The sequence below is a fragment of the Rhizobium sp. CC-YZS058 genome (assembly GCF_034720595.1).
Lineage (GTDB): Bacteria > Pseudomonadota > Alphaproteobacteria > Rhizobiales > Rhizobiaceae > Ferranicluibacter.
Genome location: NZ_JAYESJ010000001.1, coordinates 3389582 through 3406012 on the forward strand (window position 1 = coordinate 3389582; position 16431 = coordinate 3406012).

14 protein-coding genes and 1 tRNA gene are annotated in these 16431 nt (G+C 64.4%); 8 read left to right on the plus strand and 7 right to left on the minus strand.

Annotated features, from left to right (window positions below; translation table 11 throughout):
• Nucleotides 1-79: 79 nt before the first annotated feature.
• Together U8330_RS16230 and U8330_RS16235 are read right to left on the minus strand one after the other, a co-directional pair.
• Nucleotides 80-1912, minus strand: coding sequence for a methyl-accepting chemotaxis protein (locus tag U8330_RS16230; protein WP_323106285.1), 1833 nt, complete (start codon nt 1910-1912; stop codon nt 80-82).
• A gap of 267 nt (nt 1913-2179) precedes the next feature.
• On the minus strand, nt 2180-3529 hold the full coding sequence (locus U8330_RS16235) for a biotin transporter BioY (RefSeq protein WP_323106286.1): 1350 nt from the start codon (nt 3527-3529) through the stop codon (nt 2180-2182).
• A 408-nt stretch (nt 3530-3937) separates the two neighbouring features.
• Here U8330_RS16235 and U8330_RS16240 point away from each other — a divergent pair, with 408 nt between their 5' ends.
• Entirely contained in the window at nt 3938-4960 is a 1023-nt protein-coding gene (locus tag U8330_RS16240; protein ID WP_323106287.1) for a nitronate monooxygenase family protein, read from the plus strand.
• 66 nt (nt 4961-5026) lie between these two features.
• A tRNA-Thr gene (locus tag U8330_RS16245) sits at nt 5027-5102 on the plus strand.
• A 191-nt stretch (nt 5103-5293) separates the two neighbouring features.
• On the opposite strand, the gene U8330_RS16250 is transcribed toward U8330_RS16245, so the two are convergent.
• On the minus strand, nt 5294-6424 hold the full coding sequence (locus tag U8330_RS16250) for a TadE/TadG family type IV pilus assembly protein (RefSeq protein WP_323106288.1): 1131 nt from the start codon (nt 6422-6424) through the stop codon (nt 5294-5296).
• 217 nt (nt 6425-6641) lie between these two features.
• Nucleotides 6642-8315 (minus strand): methyl-accepting chemotaxis protein, encoded by a 1674-nt coding sequence (locus U8330_RS16255; RefSeq protein WP_323106289.1) that lies wholly within the window; start codon nt 8313-8315, stop codon nt 6642-6644.
• Between the two features lie 288 nt (nt 8316-8603).
• On the opposite strand from U8330_RS16255, the gene U8330_RS16260 reads away from it, so the two are divergent.
• The 3 genes from U8330_RS16260 (at nt 8604) to U8330_RS16270 (ending at nt 9801) form a co-directional block, all read left to right on the plus strand.
• Entirely contained in the window at nt 8604-8825 is a 222-nt protein-coding gene (locus U8330_RS16260; RefSeq protein ID WP_323106290.1) for a hypothetical protein, read from the plus strand.
• A gap of 147 nt (nt 8826-8972) precedes the next feature.
• Nucleotides 8973-9140, plus strand: coding sequence for a hypothetical protein (locus U8330_RS16265; RefSeq protein WP_323106291.1), 168 nt, complete (start codon nt 8973-8975; stop codon nt 9138-9140).
• A gap of 175 nt (nt 9141-9315) precedes the next feature.
• Complete coding sequence (locus U8330_RS16270) at nt 9316-9801, plus strand: dual specificity protein phosphatase family protein (protein WP_416236929.1); 486 nt, start codon at nt 9316-9318, stop codon at nt 9799-9801.
• 62 nt (nt 9802-9863) lie between these two features.
• On the opposite strand, the gene U8330_RS16275 is transcribed toward U8330_RS16270, so the two are convergent.
• Nucleotides 9864-11486 (minus strand): ABC-F family ATP-binding cassette domain-containing protein, encoded by a 1623-nt coding sequence (locus U8330_RS16275; protein WP_323106293.1) that lies wholly within the window; start codon nt 11484-11486, stop codon nt 9864-9866.
• Between the two features lie 122 nt (nt 11487-11608).
• Between U8330_RS16275 and U8330_RS16280 the strand changes: the two genes are divergently transcribed.
• Complete coding sequence (locus U8330_RS16280) at nt 11609-11752, plus strand: hypothetical protein (protein ID WP_323106294.1); 144 nt, start codon at nt 11609-11611, stop codon at nt 11750-11752.
• A gap of 80 nt (nt 11753-11832) precedes the next feature.
• Nucleotides 11833-12720, plus strand: coding sequence for a DMT family transporter (locus U8330_RS16285; protein ID WP_323106295.1), 888 nt, complete (start codon nt 11833-11835; stop codon nt 12718-12720).
• A gap of 20 nt (nt 12721-12740) precedes the next feature.
• On the opposite strand, the gene U8330_RS16290 is transcribed toward U8330_RS16285, so the two are convergent.
• On the minus strand, nt 12741-14972 hold the full coding sequence (locus U8330_RS16290; RefSeq protein WP_323106296.1) for a PAS domain S-box protein: 2232 nt from the start codon (nt 14970-14972) through the stop codon (nt 12741-12743).
• Nucleotides 14973-15317: 345 nt separating this feature from the next.
• Here U8330_RS16290 and U8330_RS16295 point away from each other — a divergent pair, with 345 nt between their 5' ends.
• Nucleotides 15318-16037 (plus strand): Crp/Fnr family transcriptional regulator, encoded by a 720-nt coding sequence (locus tag U8330_RS16295; protein WP_323106297.1) that lies wholly within the window; start codon nt 15318-15320, stop codon nt 16035-16037.
• On the opposite strand, the gene U8330_RS16300 is transcribed toward U8330_RS16295, so the two are convergent.
• Nucleotides 16012-16311 carry a hypothetical protein gene (locus tag U8330_RS16300; RefSeq protein WP_323106298.1) on the minus strand — a complete coding sequence of 100 codons (300 nt, stop codon included), beginning with the start codon at nt 16309-16311 and terminating at the stop codon, nt 16012-16014. The two genes, U8330_RS16295 and U8330_RS16300, sit on opposite strands and share 26 nt — an antisense overlap.
• Between the last annotated feature and the right edge of the window lie 120 nt (nt 16312-16431).

Below are 16431 nucleotides of genomic sequence, written 5' to 3' on the forward strand. Positions count from 1 at the left end.
AAAGACAGGTGAAGGGCGGGCACCGCACGGTGCCCGCCCTTCAGACGTTAAGGGTGTGTGAGCGCCGGCTGAGCGCGGCTTAGGCGGCGCGGTTGAAACGAGGAGGCGCGCGCTCGCTCCGCACCTTCGCCTGCTGGCCGCCTCGCGAAAGCTCGAAGCCGCCGACCAGCTTGAAGAGCTCGTCCGCCTCCCGCGCCAGCGAATGGCTGGCCGCGGTCGATTCCTCCACCATGCTGGCATTGTGCTGGGTGTTCTGGTCGATCGTGTTGACGGCGTGGTTGATCTCTTTCAACCCGCTCGCCTGCTCGCGCGCGCCTTCGACGATGGCCGAGACGTTCATGCTGATGCCCTGAACCTGGGCGACGATCTGCTGAAGGGCGGCGCCCGTCTGGGTGACCAGCTCGACGCCGGTCTTGACCTGGCCCCCGGATTTGCTGATCAGCGCCTTGATTTCCTTGGCCGCGCCGGCGGAGCGTTGCGCCAACTCCCGAACCTCCTGCGCGACGACGGCAAAGCCCTTGCCGGCCTCCCCCGCCCGCGCTGCCTCGACGCCCGCATTGAGCGCCAGCAGGTTGGTCTGGAAGGCGATCTCGTCGATCACGCCGATGATGGAGGAGATTTCTCGCGCCGAGCCCTCGATGTCCTGCATGGCCCGGACGGCACGCTCGACGATGTCACCCGACAGCTCGGCGGAGCTGCGGGCCTCCTTGACCAGTGCGCCCGCCTCTTCCGCACGGCGGCTGGAATCGCTGACGGTGGTGGTGATCTGCTCCAGCGCCGCGGCGGTTTCTTCCACCGAGGCGGCCTGCTGCTCGGTACGGCGGGAGAGGTCGTCGGCGGCCGACAGGATCTGGTTCGAGCCGGCGGCGATCGCCTCGGCATTCTCGCCCACCTTGCGCATGGCCTGTTCGAGCTTCTCTACCGCGGCGTTGAAGTCGACCCGCACCCGGTCCAGCCGCTCGGCGAACCGGTCGTTGATCCGGCAGGTCAGCCGGCCTTCGGACAATTGACCAAGCGCATCGCCGATGCAGGCGACGGCAAAGCGGACTTCCTCCGCCTCTTCCGCCTGGCGCCGTTCGCGTGCCAGGCGCTCCTGTTCGGACAGAGCGCGGCTCGCCTCCGCTTCCTGCGTCAGGCGGCGCCGCTCGCGCGCGTTTTCCCGGAAGACGGCAACGGTGCCCGCCATCACGCCGATTTCGTCGCGGCGCGTTTCGCCATAGATCTCGACATCGACATTGCCTTCCGCAAGTGCCTTCATGGCGCCGGTGATGGAGTTGACCGGCCGAACCACGCCGGCAACCACGGTATAGACGGCAAAGGCTGCGATGCCGGTGGCGAGTGCCGAGAGGCCGATCATCACGCGCGTCAGCTGGGTTTTCAACGCCTGCCCTTCCGCCAACTTTTCCTTCGATACGCGGATCTGCAAATCGATCAACGCGCCGACATCGCCGCCCAGCGGGTCGATGGTCGGATAGAGTTCCGTATCCGCGAAGGTGGCGAGCGCGGCCTGATCCTTGCTGGCCAGCAGCCCGAGCAGCACCTTCACCTTGGCATCGGCCTGCAGACGATCCTTGGCGAAACTCTCCGCCATCGCCTTTTCTTCCGTGGTGAGATAGGTCGCCATATAGGCGTTCCAGCTTTGATCGATGTCGCGCAGCGCCGCCTCGACACTGGCGGAACCCTCGGCAAAGCCGAGGGCGCCGGACCGTACTTTGTGGACGGTATCGACGATATTGACCGCATAACGGTCGGCAATGACCTTCAGCTGCTCCATCGGCAGAACACGGTCGGTGACGATCGAGGCTGCAAGCTGCGAGGTTCGGCTCATCGCCGAGAAGGAAAAGGCCGAGATGCCGACGATGACGCCGACAAGCAGGGCGATACTGACAAGAAGTTTTCCGCGAAGGGACATGTTGGCTCCATTCATGCCTGAAGCTAGGTCGGGCAGTGAACACAGCTTACAAATCAGGATTTGATGATGTCTGAATATGAGCGGTCAGTTACGCTTAAATTTTAAGCTTATGTCGCTTTTTTACGCAACTTTAAATCGAACACTATTCGAACGCGCATGCAAGTGGCGCAAGGGCGAGTGCCTGACCTATTTTTGTTCAAAAATGCCGGTGCGCGGCAGAATCTGCGGGCGCCCGTGGCGTCAGGCTGGCCGCACCCGTGAACTCAGTCATTGCCCCGGCAGAAGGCGGATCGCCGACAGGTCCAGCGCCGCGCCGCGGCCGGAGACATCGCTGTTGATCAGAATCCGCCCGGGGCTGTTCGGCGCGAGGCTGCGGTCGAAGCTGACCTTGAACAGCATGTCGCTCGTCTCGTCATTGACCGTGAACCGATGACGCTCGCACCCACCGAGTGATCCGAAATCGCATTCGACGGAGAATTGCGTCGGCTTGCCCATGTCCGCGCGCACGCTCAGCGCCAGGGTCGAGGTTTTGCCGGAAAGAAGTGCCAAGATTTCTGCAGGCACCGCGATCGCGACGGCGCCATCGGGGCCCTCTTCGGCCGAAATGATCCGCAGGCGCTTGCCGGCTTCATCCTCGAGAACCTCGAGCCTTGCCGCGGACCCTGGCGTGGCCGTGCCTTCGCCGGGCAGGTAGACATTGGTCCAGTCGCCGGAGAATCCGGCCTGGGCGCCGAGGGTGCGCAGACCGGCGCTGGCGTCGAAATCGGTGGCGGAGATGGTGCTCTGCGGTGTCAGAAGCGTCGCGGGCGCCTGGAGAAGGCCGGTGCTGACCACCCACCAGGCGGCACTGCCGATCGCGCCGAAAAGAATGGCGAAGGCCGCCAGGCCGGAGACCCAGCGCCCCCTGCGGCGGCGGCGCGGAACGAGCGGCTCCACGCCCGGCAGGCCGAGGTCATTGCTGTCCTCGAAACGATCCTGCTTCTTCCGACCGCCACGACCACGCCGATCGGCCAGACGACCGGCAGCCCGATCGCGCGCGACACGCGGTTCGGCGGTGAGCGACGGCGCATCGGACCCCGCGGCGCTCCGATCGCGCGACGCGTCCAAGCGCTCCTGGGCACGGGGATCCACACGCGTGGACCGCTCGCCGTCGAGAGAAACGCTGAGCGTCTCGCGCGGCGCAGGATAGGCCGGATCATCATGGACATCGTCGAGGCTCGGCGCTGCATCCGCGCGTGGGGCGTGTCGCTCCTCGGCCGGAGAGGCGGCGAAGGGCGGAGTCGAGGCCGACCCGAACCGCGGCTCGGCGCGTTGCCCGCCCTCTGCGGGGCGGATGGCCGACGAAGCGGGCGGTGTGACGGGCCTGGCCGCAGGTGCGGCCGGTTGGCTCACCGGGGCAGAGGAGATTGCACGCTGCTCCTCCTGCTCGATCCCGTGAATGACGGTTTCCAGCCTGTGGCGCTGCTGCGCCACGACCACGCTGTCAACGATGTTCTGCTTGCGCAGCCCCGCCTCCAGCGCATTGCGCGCCGACTGGTAGATCCTGGCGCGGGTTTCCGCGCTCGTGCGGTCGGATCGCTCCAGCGCCTGCCTGATGGCCGTTTCGAGTCCGCTCACCACTTGCTCCCTTGGGCATGAACGTCGGAGCGCCGATGATCCGGCATCCGCACGCGATCGAGAGATCCACGCGGTTCCGGCAGCCGGTCTTGGCCGGCCGACGATGCTCCAGCGCCGCATGCCGGTGCTGTTCAGGATTCGGTAACCGTTGGCGCCGCGTTCCGCAAGGGCGGAGGGCAAACTCGCGGCCGGACTGAACAGCTTGCGAGGCCGAGCGGAAACCCGAGGACACTGAAGCACGCGGCAGCGCACCCGACGTCGCGCAACGCTCGCGCCGCCGCTGTCTCCCGCCCGATGGATCAGGACCACGTGGACGCAGGAAAACTCCGCGTCCCTTGCTTGCCAAACGACGAAGGCTGGGCTTATCTTCCGTTTACGCACACGTCAATCAACACCGAGGACGATCGCATGGCGCTGCCCCCTATTCTCAAAGACCGGCTGCGCCTGCCTGTCATCGCGGCGCCGCTGTTCATCATTTCCCATCCCGCCCTGACGATCGCCCAATGCAAGGCGGGCGTCATCGGCGCGTTTCCCGCGCTCAATGCACGGCCGGATTCGGCCCTCGACGACTGGCTGGCGGAGATCACCGAAACGCTTGCCGCCCATGACCGCGCCAACCCCGACCGGCCGAGCGCGCCCTTTGCCGTCAACCAGATCGTTCACAAGACCAACCGCCGCCTGGAGCACGACCTCGCGCTTTGCGTCAAATACCGGGTGCCGATTGTCATTTCGTCTCTGGGCGCGGTTCCGGAGGTCAACGCGGCCATCCATGCCTATGGCGGGCTCGTGCTGCATGATGTCATCAACGATCGCCACGCCCGCTCGGCGATCAACAAGGGCGCGGATGGGCTGATCGCGGTGGCGGCCGGCGCCGGAGGCCATGCCGGCACGCTCTCGCCATTCGCGCTCGTCCAGGAAATCCGCGCCTGGTTCGAAGGGCCGCTGCTGCTTTCCGGCGCGATCGCCACCGGCGGCGCCATCCTCGCCGCCGAGGCCATGGGCGCCGACATGGCCTATATCGGCTCGCCCTTCATTGCCACCGACGAGGCGCGTGCCAGCGCCGACTACAAGCAGATGATCGTCGACAGCAAGGCGGCCGACATTTTCTACACCGCCCATTTCACCGGCATTCCCGGCAACTACCTCCGCGCGTCGATCCTCAAGGCCGGGCTCGATCCCGCGGCGCTTTCGGGAATGAGTGCCGAAGGCATCGATTTTGCCGCCGCCTCCGCCGATGGCGGCGCCAAGGCCTGGCGCGACATCTGGGGCGCCGGCCAGGGGATCGGCGCGGTGACCAGCCGCGGACCGGTCAGCACGCTGATCGACCGGCTGGAGGCCGAATATGCCGAGGCCCGCTTGCGGCTCGGCGTCGCGCCCCGTCCCTCTAGCGAAGCACAGGCTTTTTCCGACAAGACACAGAAGACGTCTTGAAATTCCCCCGCTTTGCAGGTATCAGCCCCCTCACATCCGGCCGCCCCCAGCGGGGCCGCCCCTTGGGCCGCTTTAGCTCAGTCGGTAGAGCACATCATTCGTAATGATGGGGTCACGTGTTCGAGTCACGTAAGCGGCACCATTCTTCTCCAGAGACAAATCTTTCGAACTGACCCTAATCGGTGCAGATCCGCCGATGGCGTTCTCGGCTGAACCAAGACGTTGCCCTTCGGCCGTTCAAAACACCAACAGCCGAGCCTGAGCCGGTTTGGCGCACGCTCGGCTGCCTGGTGCTGCGGAGAGAGCCTTTGGTTTTGCCGGACCTTGTCCGCTCTACTTCGTCAGCCGCACGGCGAGCTGCGAGGCGTCGCGGCCGATGGAGGCAAAGGCGGCGATGAGGGCGTCGGCATTTTCGGCCGGGAAGTAGTGGCTGGGCGAGGTCGCGCAATATTGCAGGAGCGACTTGCCCTTGGCGGGCGCCATGAAGGCGACGGTATAGACGGTCACCTTGTTCGCCCGCGCCGTATCGCAGGTTGCCTTGGTGGCCGTGTCGAAGGCGGTGCTGGTATTGTCGCCATCGGTCATGAAGACCATGAACTTCTTCGGGATCAGACCGGTCTTGTCCTTGTGGACCTTGTCCTCGTCGCCGTTCGTCAGCGCGGTGTAGGCCGTCGCCATCGCCTTGCTCGAATCGGTGGTGCCGGTCGCCGTCAGCGCCTTGACGTAAGCGAGCGTCGTTTGTTCGTCCCAGGTGAAGGCGGAGGGCGTTTGCATGCTGCCATTATAGGAAACAGCCGCGGTGCGCGCATAGGTGTTCCCTGGGTCGGCCTTGGTGAACTGGGCCAGCAGGGCCTCCACAGCCAGCTTGAGCGACTGGATCTTGTTGATCCCCGGCTTGTTGGTCGCCTCTCCCATCGAACCGGAACGGTCGAGGACGAGGAACATCGACAGCGCGCTTTCGGTCGCGGTCGAGCCGACCGATTGGCCGCTTGCCGAAACGGTGACATCGCTCAAGCCCAGCAGCTTCGACAAGGGCGTCATCTTCTGGTGCAGCGAGGCGCTGACGAGGATGGTGTATTTCTTGCCGCTGCCGACGCCGGTGGCGCTAGTATCGATCGTGATCTCGGCGTTCTTCGCCACATCCTCCGCGTCCTTCGTCTCCTCCACCGTCATGCCCGAGCGCTTGGCATTGGACATGGCGATGGTGAGATGGTTGCGGGCGGCGGCCTTTGCCTGGTCCGGGGTCATCACCTCGTTGGCAAGGCCGGAGGAAGCGGCCAAGGCTGCGATGTCCACGGCGTCCTGCAGCTCGGTCTTGGCCAGGACGAGCCGCGTCACATCGAGACCCACGCCGGCAGCGCCGATCAGCAAAGGAAGCAGAAGGGCGCCCATCATGGCGAAATTGCCACCACGCGCCTGCGCAAAACCACGCATCAACCGCAGGGCTCGGGTCCGGCGATCCATGTCTCGTCACTCCATTCATCATGTATTGTAAGCTTACACTGACTCAGAATTCGTATGTTTCCGTTTACGAACGCTCTTAAGCGAAGGTGAATGGAACCATTCGGATTGCGCGCGAGATGAAAACTGCGCGCAGCACGACATCTCAAAAGCGCCCCGCCTGTCTCGACAGGGCGCCTTGAAGATCGAACGCAGGATGAGTCCGGGTCTTTGGCCGCGCTCAGGCCGCGGCGCGCCGGGCGGGGCTGCTGGTTGCGCCATAGTCGAAGCGGCTGAGGAGTTCGCGCAGGGCGGCAGCTTGGTTTGCCAGATCATGGGAGGCAGCCGTGCTTTCCTCGGCCATGGCGGCATTCTGCTGCGTGGCCTGGTCCATGGAGTTGACGGCGATGTTGATCTCCCTCAGCCCGCTCGCCTGTTCGCGGGCGGCAGCTGCGATGCTGGAGATATTGCTGTCGATCCGCGTCACCTCGTCGGCGATGGCCCGCAGGGTTCCGCCGGTGCGACCGACCAGCTCGACGCCGGTTTTCACATGTGACCCGGAGGAGCCGATCAGGCTCTTGATCTCCTTGGCCGCCTGCGCCGATCGCTGGGCGAGCTCGCGCACCTCCTGGGCCACCACGGCGAAGCCCTTGCCCGCCTCGCCGGCCCGCGCGGCCTCGACCCCGGCATTGAGCGCCAGAAGGTTCGTCTGGAAAGCAATCTCGTCGATCACGCCGATGATGCTGGCAATCCCATCGGAGGATTTCTGGATATCGGCCATGGCCTCGACAGCCGTGCTGACGAGATCGCCCGAACATTCGGCGCTTTCGCGCGCCTTGGCGACGAGACGGCCGGCTTCCTCTGCACCGCGGCTCGTGTCGTTGACGGTCGTGGTGATTTCCTCCAGCGCCGCCGCTGTTTCTTCGAGAGACGCCGCCTGCTGCTCCACCCGCCGCGAGAAGCTGTCGGCATTGGAGCTGATCTCGCGGGCGGCAGACGCGACCGCCTCAACCGCAATGCCGATGCCGGACAGCGTTTCGCGCAGCTGATCGAGCGTGGCATTGAAATCGCCGCGCAAGGACTCCATCGAGGGCACAAAGCGCTCATTCAGCGAACAGGTCAGGTCGCCCCTCGACACCCGCTTCATCGCCGCGCCCATCGCATTGATGGCGCTCATGCGCTCGGTGACGTCGGTTGCGAACTTGACGACCTTGGTCACCTTGCCATCGGCATCGAGGATCGGGTTATAGGCAGCCTGGATCCAGATCTCGCTGCCGTTCTTGGCGATGCGGACGAATTCGCTGGCAATGAACTCGCCGCCGGCAAGGCGGGGCCAGAAGCTCTGGTACTCCGCCGTTTCCACATAGTCGCGCTTGCAGAAGATCCGGTGGTGACGTCCGACAATCTCTTCGAGCTGATAGCCGAGCGTGGCGCAGAAGTTCTGGTTGGCGGTGATGATCTCCCCCGCAGGGGTGAATTCGATGACGGCCTGCGAGCGGGAAATGGCGCCCAGCTTGCCGGCATTCTCGATGGCGGCATGTTTGGCGGCAGTGATATCAGCTGCGAGCTTGATGACCTTGTACGGCTTGGAGCCGCTGAAGACAGGATTGTAGGTGGCCTGGATCCAGACCTCGCGTCCGCCCTTGCCAACCCGGCGATAGGCGCCGGCATCGAACCGCCCGGCCGCAAGTCCGGCCCAGAAGGCCTTGTAAGCCGGAGAGGCGACGGTGGCTGGATCGCAGAAGAGGGAATGGTGTTGGCCGCGGATCTCCTCGAAACCATAGCCCATGGCCGAGCAGAAATTGGTATTGGCCGAAAGAATACGGCCGGTGAGATCGAATTCAATGACTGCCTGCGAATGGGAAAGCGCGCGCAGAACGTTTGCTGCATCACTGAAACTCGTTAGCCCCAACACGGTCCCGTCCTCCTTCTTTTGGAAGGATAGTTTGCGACGGTCTGGTTAAACAATTCTCACGTGTAGACCCATTGATTCTATGGATATGCTCCGCACCTTAAGTCGGATAGAAGAACAAACAGGCTGCGCCACATAATATAAGAATTATCACATATTCGAAACTACAGGTCCATGTGTCGCGAGAAGACTGAGATCTTCTTCGAACCTTCGAGCTTGGTACGTTTCTGCACTGAAACATCCGCATTCGCATAAGCATGATATCTCTATGCCCAACGAGCGGGGGCCGGAATGGTCGAGAATTATCAGTTGAGCGTTTACCGTTCCGGTCGCCTGACGCGCCGGCCCGTCAGTCTCAGCGCGTTCGATCTGCGCCGGGTGTTGCTGCTTGCCAGCGAGCGCAACGAGCGCCAGATCGACACGATCCTGACCTGTGTGGACGAAGGGCGCTGCGAACTCTGCTCGGACGATCAGGAGATGGTCTTCATCATCGAGCGCATCTTTTCCGCCTGAGCTCGCGGGAACTCCTCCCCCTTCATCCGGTTCGACCGGCAACACCCAAAGCGCCATCCCTCGCGCTCCTTTGTTTCTGCGGCAGGCTCGGCCCGCTTACTGAGCGTCGCGCAGGCGCGCCATCCCTTGTCCCGGAGTCAACACGCCATGCGCACCCAGAGTTCCCGCCGCACCACCACCTTCCTCGCGAGCCTTGTGGTCATCCTCTGCCTCGCTGCTGCCGCGGCCGTCTTCTGGGTTCAGTCGGCCGATCGCACCCGCGACCAGCCGAGCCAGCCCTCGCCCCACGCCATCAATCAGGATGCCGGCTCGTGAGACCCAAGGCCGTCCGGCATTGCGGTGACTTCTGCGTGAACGGGTTGCATGCCTGCCTCGGGGCAGGATAGAAAAGCCCATGACCGCCCCTCGGACGCCCCTTCGCCGCCGCCTGCGCATCGCCGGCATCGCTGCCCTTTGCATTGCCGCACTGCCTGCCACGCTGGGCGCCAAGATGGGCGTGGACCAGCTGACCGGAAATTTCCACACGGTCATCCCCGGCGAACTCTATCGCTCCGGCCAGCCGAGCGGCGACGATGTCGCCCTTTACGCAAAGCAGTACGGTATCAAGACCATCCTGAACCTGCGCAACGAGAAGCGCACTGAATGGTACGCGGACGAAGTGGCCGCGGCCAAGCAGGCCGGCATCACCCTGATCGATCTTCCGCTGAGTTCGAAGAAGGTCTTGTCGAACGAGGACGGCGCCCGCCTTGCCGCGCTGATGCGCGACGCCCCGAAGCCGCTGCTCATCCACTGCGAACATGGCGCCAACCGCACGGGCCTGGCGAGCGCCATCTATCTCGGCGCTGTCGCCGGCCGCAGCGAACTCGAAGCCGAACTCCAGATCTCCCCCCTCTACGGCCACGTCCCCATCCGCGGAATCGGTCGCTATCAGATGTACCAGTCTTGGGACGCGTTTGAGGAAACGATCGGGTTCTGAGTGCGAGCCGCTGAAAACGGGCGGCCTTCCGGACTATCGACTTTCTTGTCCAAGACGATCCGTCAGCTGTGCAACCCCGGCGCTTCCTGGCCTGTGCGCTCGACATACTCCGTGTAGCCGCCGCCATATTGGTGGATGCCGTCGGGGGTCAGTTCGAGGACGCGGTTGGAAAGTGCGGCGAGGAAGTGGCGGTCGTGCGAGACGAAGAGCATGGTGCCTTCGTACAGCGCCAGCGCCTTGATCAGCATTTCCTTGGTGTCGAGATCGAGATGGTTCGTCGGCTCGTCGAGCACCAGAAGGTTCGGCGGATCGAACAGCATGGCGGCCATCACCAGGCGTGCCTTTTCCCCGCCGGAGAGAACCCGGCAGCGCTTTTCGACATCGTCGCCGGAAAAGCCGAAACAGCCGGCCAGCGCGCGCAGCGGGCCTTGGCCCGCCTTGGGGAAACTGTCCTCCAGCCATTCGAACACCGTGCGCTCGCCATCGAGCAGGTCCATCGCATGCTGGGCGAAATAGCCCATCTTCACGCTGGCGCCGAGCGCCACCGTGCCGGCATCCGGCTGGGCCGTGCCGGCCACCAGCTTCAACAGCGTTGATTTGCCGGCGCCGTTGACGCCCATGATGCACCAGCGCTCGCGGCGCCGGACGACGAAGTCGAAGCCGTCATAAATGGTGCGCGTGCCATAGGCCTTCTGCACCTTCTTGAGGCTGACCACGTCTTCGCCGGAGCGGGGCGCGGGCAGGAAGTCGAAGGCGACGGTCTGGCGCCGGCGCGGGGGCTCCACGCGGTCGATCTTCTCGAGTTTCTTGACGCGGCTCTGCACCTGCGAGGCATGCGAGGCGCGCGCCTTGAACCGCTCGATGAACTTGATCTCCTTGGCGAGCATGGCCTGCTGACGCTCGAACTGCGCCTGCTGATGCTTCTCGTTCAGCGCGCGCTGCTGCTCGTAGAAGGCATAGTCGCCGGAAAAGCTTGTCAGCCCGCCGCCGTCGATCTCGATGATTTTTGTCACGATGCGGTTCATGAACTCGCGGTCATGCGAGGTCATGAGCAGCGCGCCCTCATAGGACTTGAGGAAGGATTCGAGCCAGATCAGGCTTTCGAGATCGAGATGGTTGCTCGGCTCGTCGAGCAGCATGACATCCGGGCGCATGAGCAGAATGCGGGCCAGCGCCACGCGCATCTTCCAGCCGCCCGAAAGCTTGCCGACATCGCCGTCCATCATCGCCTGGGTGAAGGAAAGCCCGTCCAGCACTTCCCGCGCCCGGCCTTCCAGCGCGTAGCCGTCCAGTTCCTCATAGCGCGCCTGTACCTCGCCATAGCGCTCGATGATGGCGTCCATCTCGTCCATCCGGTCCGGGTCGACCATCGCAGCTTCGAGGTCACGCAGTTCGGCCGCAACCACGCTCACGGGTCCGGCCCCCTCCATGACCTCGGCGACCGCGCTGCGGCCGGACATTTCGCCGACATCCTGGTCGAAATAGCCGACGGTGACGCCCTTTTCGACCGAGATCTGCCCCTCGTCGGGGATTTCCTGGCCGGTGATCATGCGGAAGAGCGTGGTTTTGCCGGCACCGTTCGGGCCCACGAGGCCGATCTTCTCGCCCTTGTTCAGCGCGGCGGAGGCCTCGATGAAGAGGAGACGATGGCTGTTCTGCTTGCTGACATTTTCGATACGGATCATGGTGGCCCGGCCTTGGATCGATTTTGGCGCCTTATGGCATAGGCGGCCGCGCCTGTCCCGCCCATTTTCCGCATTGCAGCATGGACGGGAACAAAAGCGGAGCCTGCCGAGTTAGGGCGCCCATGACGACAAGCACCAACAAGAAAGCCGGCCGCGGCATGCGGCGTTTCGTGATCACCATCTTCATCATCGCGATGGTGGTGGCGGCGTGCTATTATCTGTTTCTGATGCCGGCAGATCCCGGTTCGGTGACGCTGCCCGGCTGATCAGTGGAGAAACGGGCTATCGCGGCGACACCCCATCGGGTAAGCACCGGCAATCGTCTCTCCCGCCGCTTCGAGCCCGCATGCAGCCCCGCGACCTTGCCTCCTACCTCTTCTTGGCGCTCGCCTGGGGCTTGTCCTTCCTCGTCATTCTGCATGTGGTGGACGGCTTCGGCTGGGTAGGCGCGGTCTCGCTGCGCGCGCTGATCGCAGGCTCCGCGCTCCTGCTCTTTGCCCGGCTTACCGGCCGCCGGCTGCGGTTTACCGCCCGCTTCTGGCCGCTGGCGCTGGTCGGCGCAACCACAGTCGCTGGCCAGCTGATCGGCCTTTCCTATGGAACGCCGCTGATCGGCACGGCCATGGCGGCGATCATCGTCGCCGCGATCCCGCTGTTTTCCATGATCATCGCCCAGCTCTGGGGGCTGGAGCGCATGACGCCGTCCCGGCTTCTCGGCCTCGCGCTCGGCATGGGCGGCATCGTGCTGCTGGTCGGCTTTCCCGCCGTTCCGGTCACCGCGTCGTTCATCCTCGGCTGCGTGGCCTGCCTTGCAGGCTGCTTCTGCGCAGCACTCGGCAGCAATGTCGTCAGCGCCCGGCTTGCCGGCGTCGATGCGCTGGAGGTCACCTCGGCCGCTTTCCTGATCGGCGGGCTGATGACGCTGCCCCTCTTGCTGATCATTCCCGTCCCCGGCTGGCCGCGGCCGCTCGACTGGGCGGCGCTGTTCACCTCGGCGCTGGTAATGAGCGCGCTGACCTATGTGCTGTATTTCAAGCTGGTCGCCTCGATCGGTGCGACGCGCTCGATCAGCGTCGAGTTCGCCGTCACCATCGTGGCGGTCTTCGTCGGCGCGGTCGTGCTTGGCGAACCCTTGACCGGCATGCAGCTTGCCGGCGCCGCGATCATCGTGCTCGGATGCCTGCTGGTGCTCGACCTTCTGCCGGGAATGCGCGCCAGGAAGCGACGCGCCTGAGCCGAGCCGCCGATCGGCCGTCAGTCCATCTGCCGCAATCTGGCAAGGGCGGCGGCCATGGTGGCGGAGAAGCCGTCCGGGTCGAAGCGGGTTTCCACCTGGCCGGCGCCGACAAGGCCCATTGCAATCAGCTTGGAGCCGAAGCCGCGCTCGCCGGGCGGGGAAACAGCGGGGCCGCCGCTTTCGCGCCAGGTCAGGTGGAAAACGGCTTCGTCACCCTCGCCCTCGATCGACCAGAGCAACGAGACGCGGCCCTCCTCGTTGGAAAGCGCGCCATATTTGACGGCGTTGGTGCCCATCTCATGCACGAGAAGCGCCAGCGACAGGGTGCCCTTCGGTCCGACATCGACTGTAGGCCCGGACATCTCGATCCGCTCGATCGGCGCGATCCGCTCCAGCGTGTTGCGGATCAACGCGCCGACGGCCGCCGAAGAGGCATTCCGGGCAAACAGCACGTCATGGGCCGAGCTCAGCGCATGAAGACGGCGTTCGAAGGACTGGACGATCTGGCGGTCGGGCACGCGCTTGAGCGTCTGCGTGGCGATGGCCTGGACCATGGCCAGGGTATTCTTCAGCCGGTGACTGATTTCCCGGTTGATCAGCGTCTGCTCGGCCTCGGCGCGCTTGCGGTCGGAAATGTCGGAAATGGCCACAACCGCGCCTGTCAGGCTGCCGCCCGCGTCATGCACCGCTTCGGCGGAGACGGACAGCCAGGTCTCGCTGCCGTCGCGGCGCTGATAGATGACCTCGAGCATGGCGCTTTCGCACTGGCCGGTGACGATGCGGCTTAACGGATAGTCCTGCGGCGGAATGCGCCGCCCATCGGCATCCTTGGCGTTGAAGATCGTGTATCGATCGCGCGAGGTCGCCTCCATGGCGTCCTGGCCGAGCATCCGCACCAGGCGGCGGTTCTGCATGATGATGCGCCCGCTTGGCGCCTCGGCCAGCAGCACGCCGAGCGGCACCGTTTCCACCACCGTGCGGAGCTGGCGCTCGCGGTCGCGCAGCACGCTTTCCATCTTCAGCCGCTCGGTGACATCCACGAACAGCGCCACGAAGACCTCGCCGCCGAACGGCTGGACATGGGCCTCGAACCACCGGCCGTCCTGTCCGGCCGGCCCGGTGAAGACCGTTGGCGCACCCGCATCGACAGCGGCCTGGACGCGATCCATCCAGGTTTCGTTGGCGTCGGGAAGGACGGCGCGGATCGTGCGGCCGATCGCCGTTTCGGCCGAAACACCCATCAACTCGCCAAAGGCGCGGTTGACCTCGCGGCAGTGCCAATCGACGACCTGGCCTGCCTCATCGCGGATGACCTCGCCCAGAATGAAGCCTTCATGCAGGCGCTCGAACAGGTTTCGCCAGTGAACCTCGCTGGCGATCAGCCGCTCTTCGGCGCGCTTGCGGTCGGTGACATCGGAGAAAATCGAGGCGACACGGCTGTCGTCCAGCCGGCGGATGCGGTTTTCGTACCAGCGGCCGCCGAGGAGATCGGTTCGGTTGACATGCGAGATGACCTCGCCCGTCGCCAGCACATGGTCATAGGCAGGCAGCATGTCCTCGAGCGCGGCCGGAACGAGAACGGAGAGCCGCGCGTTCACGGCAGCATCGACGGAGAGGCCCGTCAACCGCTCGAAGGCCGGATTGACCTCCTCGAAGACCATGTCCGTAAGCCGGCCGGCACTGTCGCGCACCGCTTCGGCCACATAATAGCCCTCCTGCATATCCTCGAACATGCGGCGGAACTTGTGTTCGGAGGCCGTGACGGCAATGTCGTTTTCCAGCACCCGCGCCAGCGAAGTCATGACCTTCACGTCATGCTCGCTCCAGCGGTGCGGCACGGTATCGATCGCCGCAAGCGCGCCGATGCATTCTCCCGTCGGCAGCAGAACCGGCACGCCGAGATAGGCGATGACGCCGATCTCGGCGATGGCCAGATTGTCGCGCACCAGCGGCGCTTCGCGCGCATCGCCGACCACGAGCGGCGCGCGCTGGTCGACCACATGCTGGCAGAAGGAATGGGAAAGCGGCGTCTCGCCACGCGTTGCCCAGGGCTCCGGCAGCCCGCACTGGCCGGCGAAGACCTGACGGTCCTCTTCCACCAGCGAGATGATGGCGACAGGCACATCCAGCATGACGCGCACATGTTCGCTCAGCGCGGCGAAATGCTTGTTTCCGGCACTGGTGAGGAGACCGCTTCGGCGAAGGGCCGCGAAGCGTCGCTGGGCATTGACGTTACCAGGCTCTTGCATTCACACGATCGATGCGGGCTTGAATTGCGACAGGAGTTCCCGGTGGACGGAACGGCCCGATGCATCAGACAATGGAGCGCCGAGCATCGATTTGCAATGGCGCACATCTTGTCTGCCTCAAGTTTGATAGTTTTGGACAGAGAAGAGGCAACCGTGCCGCAGTCATCCGCACCGTTGGCCGGTGCGTATCACGCTCGCAAGCGGCGAAGTTAAAGCGGCGCCGAACGGTTCGTTCAACTCAGTCCGACGAGAAGCGGACCGAGATGATGACGAAGCGGCTGGAGATGGTAAGGTGAAACCAACGCCTTGACCGCCCCTTGCGGCAAGGACGAGTTGGAGCCGGACGTGATCGACATTCTTATCCGCAGCCTGGAAAACCACGACATCATTTCCGAGGCTGAACGTGCTCAGCTGCGCGCGGTGCTCGACAAGGAAAAGGAGGTCGAGCCGGACGAAGACATCGTCAAACAAGGCAGCCGCCCCCTGGTCAGCACCGTGCTGACGGCGGGCTTCGCAGCGCGATACAAGCTCACCGCAGAAGGTTCACGCCAGATCACCGCCCTGCATGTGCCGGGCGATTTCGTCGACCTGCATGCCTTCATGCTGAAGACGATGGATCATGGCATCGTGGCGTTGTCCACCTGCCGCATCGTGACCGTCGATCATACCGATCTTCTGACGCTGTCCCACACGGCTCCGCACCTGACGCGGCTTTTTTGGCTGAAGACGCTGGTGGATGGCGCGGTCCACCGCGAGTGGATCGTGGCGATGGGCCGCCGCTCGAAGCGGGCGCATCTGGCCCACCTCATCTGCGAACTCTTCGTGCGCCTGCGCGCGGTCGGGCTGACCGAGGGCAACGGCTTCCATTTTCCGCTGTCGCAGGGCGAGATGGCCGATGTGCTGGGTCTCTCGCTCGTGCACATGAACCGCACGATCCAGGGCCTGCGCCGGGATGGATTGATCAGCTGGACCAACCAGACGATCGAAATCTTGAAATGGGACGAGCTGGCCGCCATCGCCGATTTCGACGAGACCTATCTCAGCCTTTCGGTCGAACCACGCTGAGCGCCGCCACGCCCTCCGGCGCCGGCCAATAGAGATCGGCGCAATAATCGGCAGGGATCTCATTGAGATTGCAGAGTGCAAGCGCGATCGCCTGGACCTGCAGGCCGTAGATCCGCAACGAAAGCGGCATCGGCCGCCCTGTCGCCGCCTCCCGTGCGGCTTCACGCGGGAAGGAAACGAGCGCCAGTCGGCGGAGCGCCTCGCGCTCGACGGCCGCAACCGTGACCGCCTCGCTCGCCTCTTCCTTGCCGCCTCTGATCAGCACCAACGCCATCGCTTCGCCCGCCTGCATGTGAACGGGCCAAGTCTGCCAGAAGCGAAAGCGACGGCAATCGCGAGATTTCGTCCCCAATCCTTCAGAGGTCCGCCACAGTTTCGACCAAAGCCGTCGATC

Bases quoted from the DNA above. Each gene is read 5' to 3' on its own strand.
- U8330_RS16270 (WP_416236929.1), top strand. From the start codon at position 9,316: ATGGGCGTGGACCAGCTGACCGGAAATTTCCACACGGTCATCCCCGGC.
- U8330_RS16285 (WP_323106295.1), top strand. From the start codon at position 11,833: ATGCAGCCCCGCGACCTTGCCTCCTACCTCTTCTTGGCGCTCGCCTGG.
- U8330_RS16300 (WP_323106298.1), bottom strand. From the start codon at position 16,311: ATGGCGTTGGTGCTGATCAGAGGCGGCAAGGAAGAGGCGAGCGAGGCG.
- U8330_RS16290 (WP_323106296.1), bottom strand. From the start codon at position 14,972: ATGCAAGAGCCTGGTAACGTCAATGCCCAGCGACGCTTCGCGGCCCTT.
- U8330_RS16280 (WP_323106294.1), top strand. From the start codon at position 11,609: ATGACGACAAGCACCAACAAGAAAGCCGGCCGCGGCATGCGGCGTTTC.
- U8330_RS16240 (WP_323106287.1), top strand. From the start codon at position 3,938: ATGGCGCTGCCCCCTATTCTCAAAGACCGGCTGCGCCTGCCTGTCATC.
- U8330_RS16265 (WP_323106291.1), top strand. From the start codon at position 8,973: ATGCGCACCCAGAGTTCCCGCCGCACCACCACCTTCCTCGCGAGCCTT.
- U8330_RS16250 (WP_323106288.1), bottom strand. From the start codon at position 6,424: ATGGATCGCCGGACCCGAGCCCTGCGGTTGATGCGTGGTTTTGCGCAG.
- U8330_RS16260 (WP_323106290.1), top strand. From the start codon at position 8,604: ATGGTCGAGAATTATCAGTTGAGCGTTTACCGTTCCGGTCGCCTGACG.
- U8330_RS16275 (WP_323106293.1), bottom strand. From the start codon at position 11,486: ATGATCCGTATCGAAAATGTCAGCAAGCAGAACAGCCATCGTCTCCTC.
- U8330_RS16230 (WP_323106285.1), bottom strand. From the start codon at position 1,912: ATGTCCCTTCGCGGAAAACTTCTTGTCAGTATCGCCCTGCTTGTCGGC.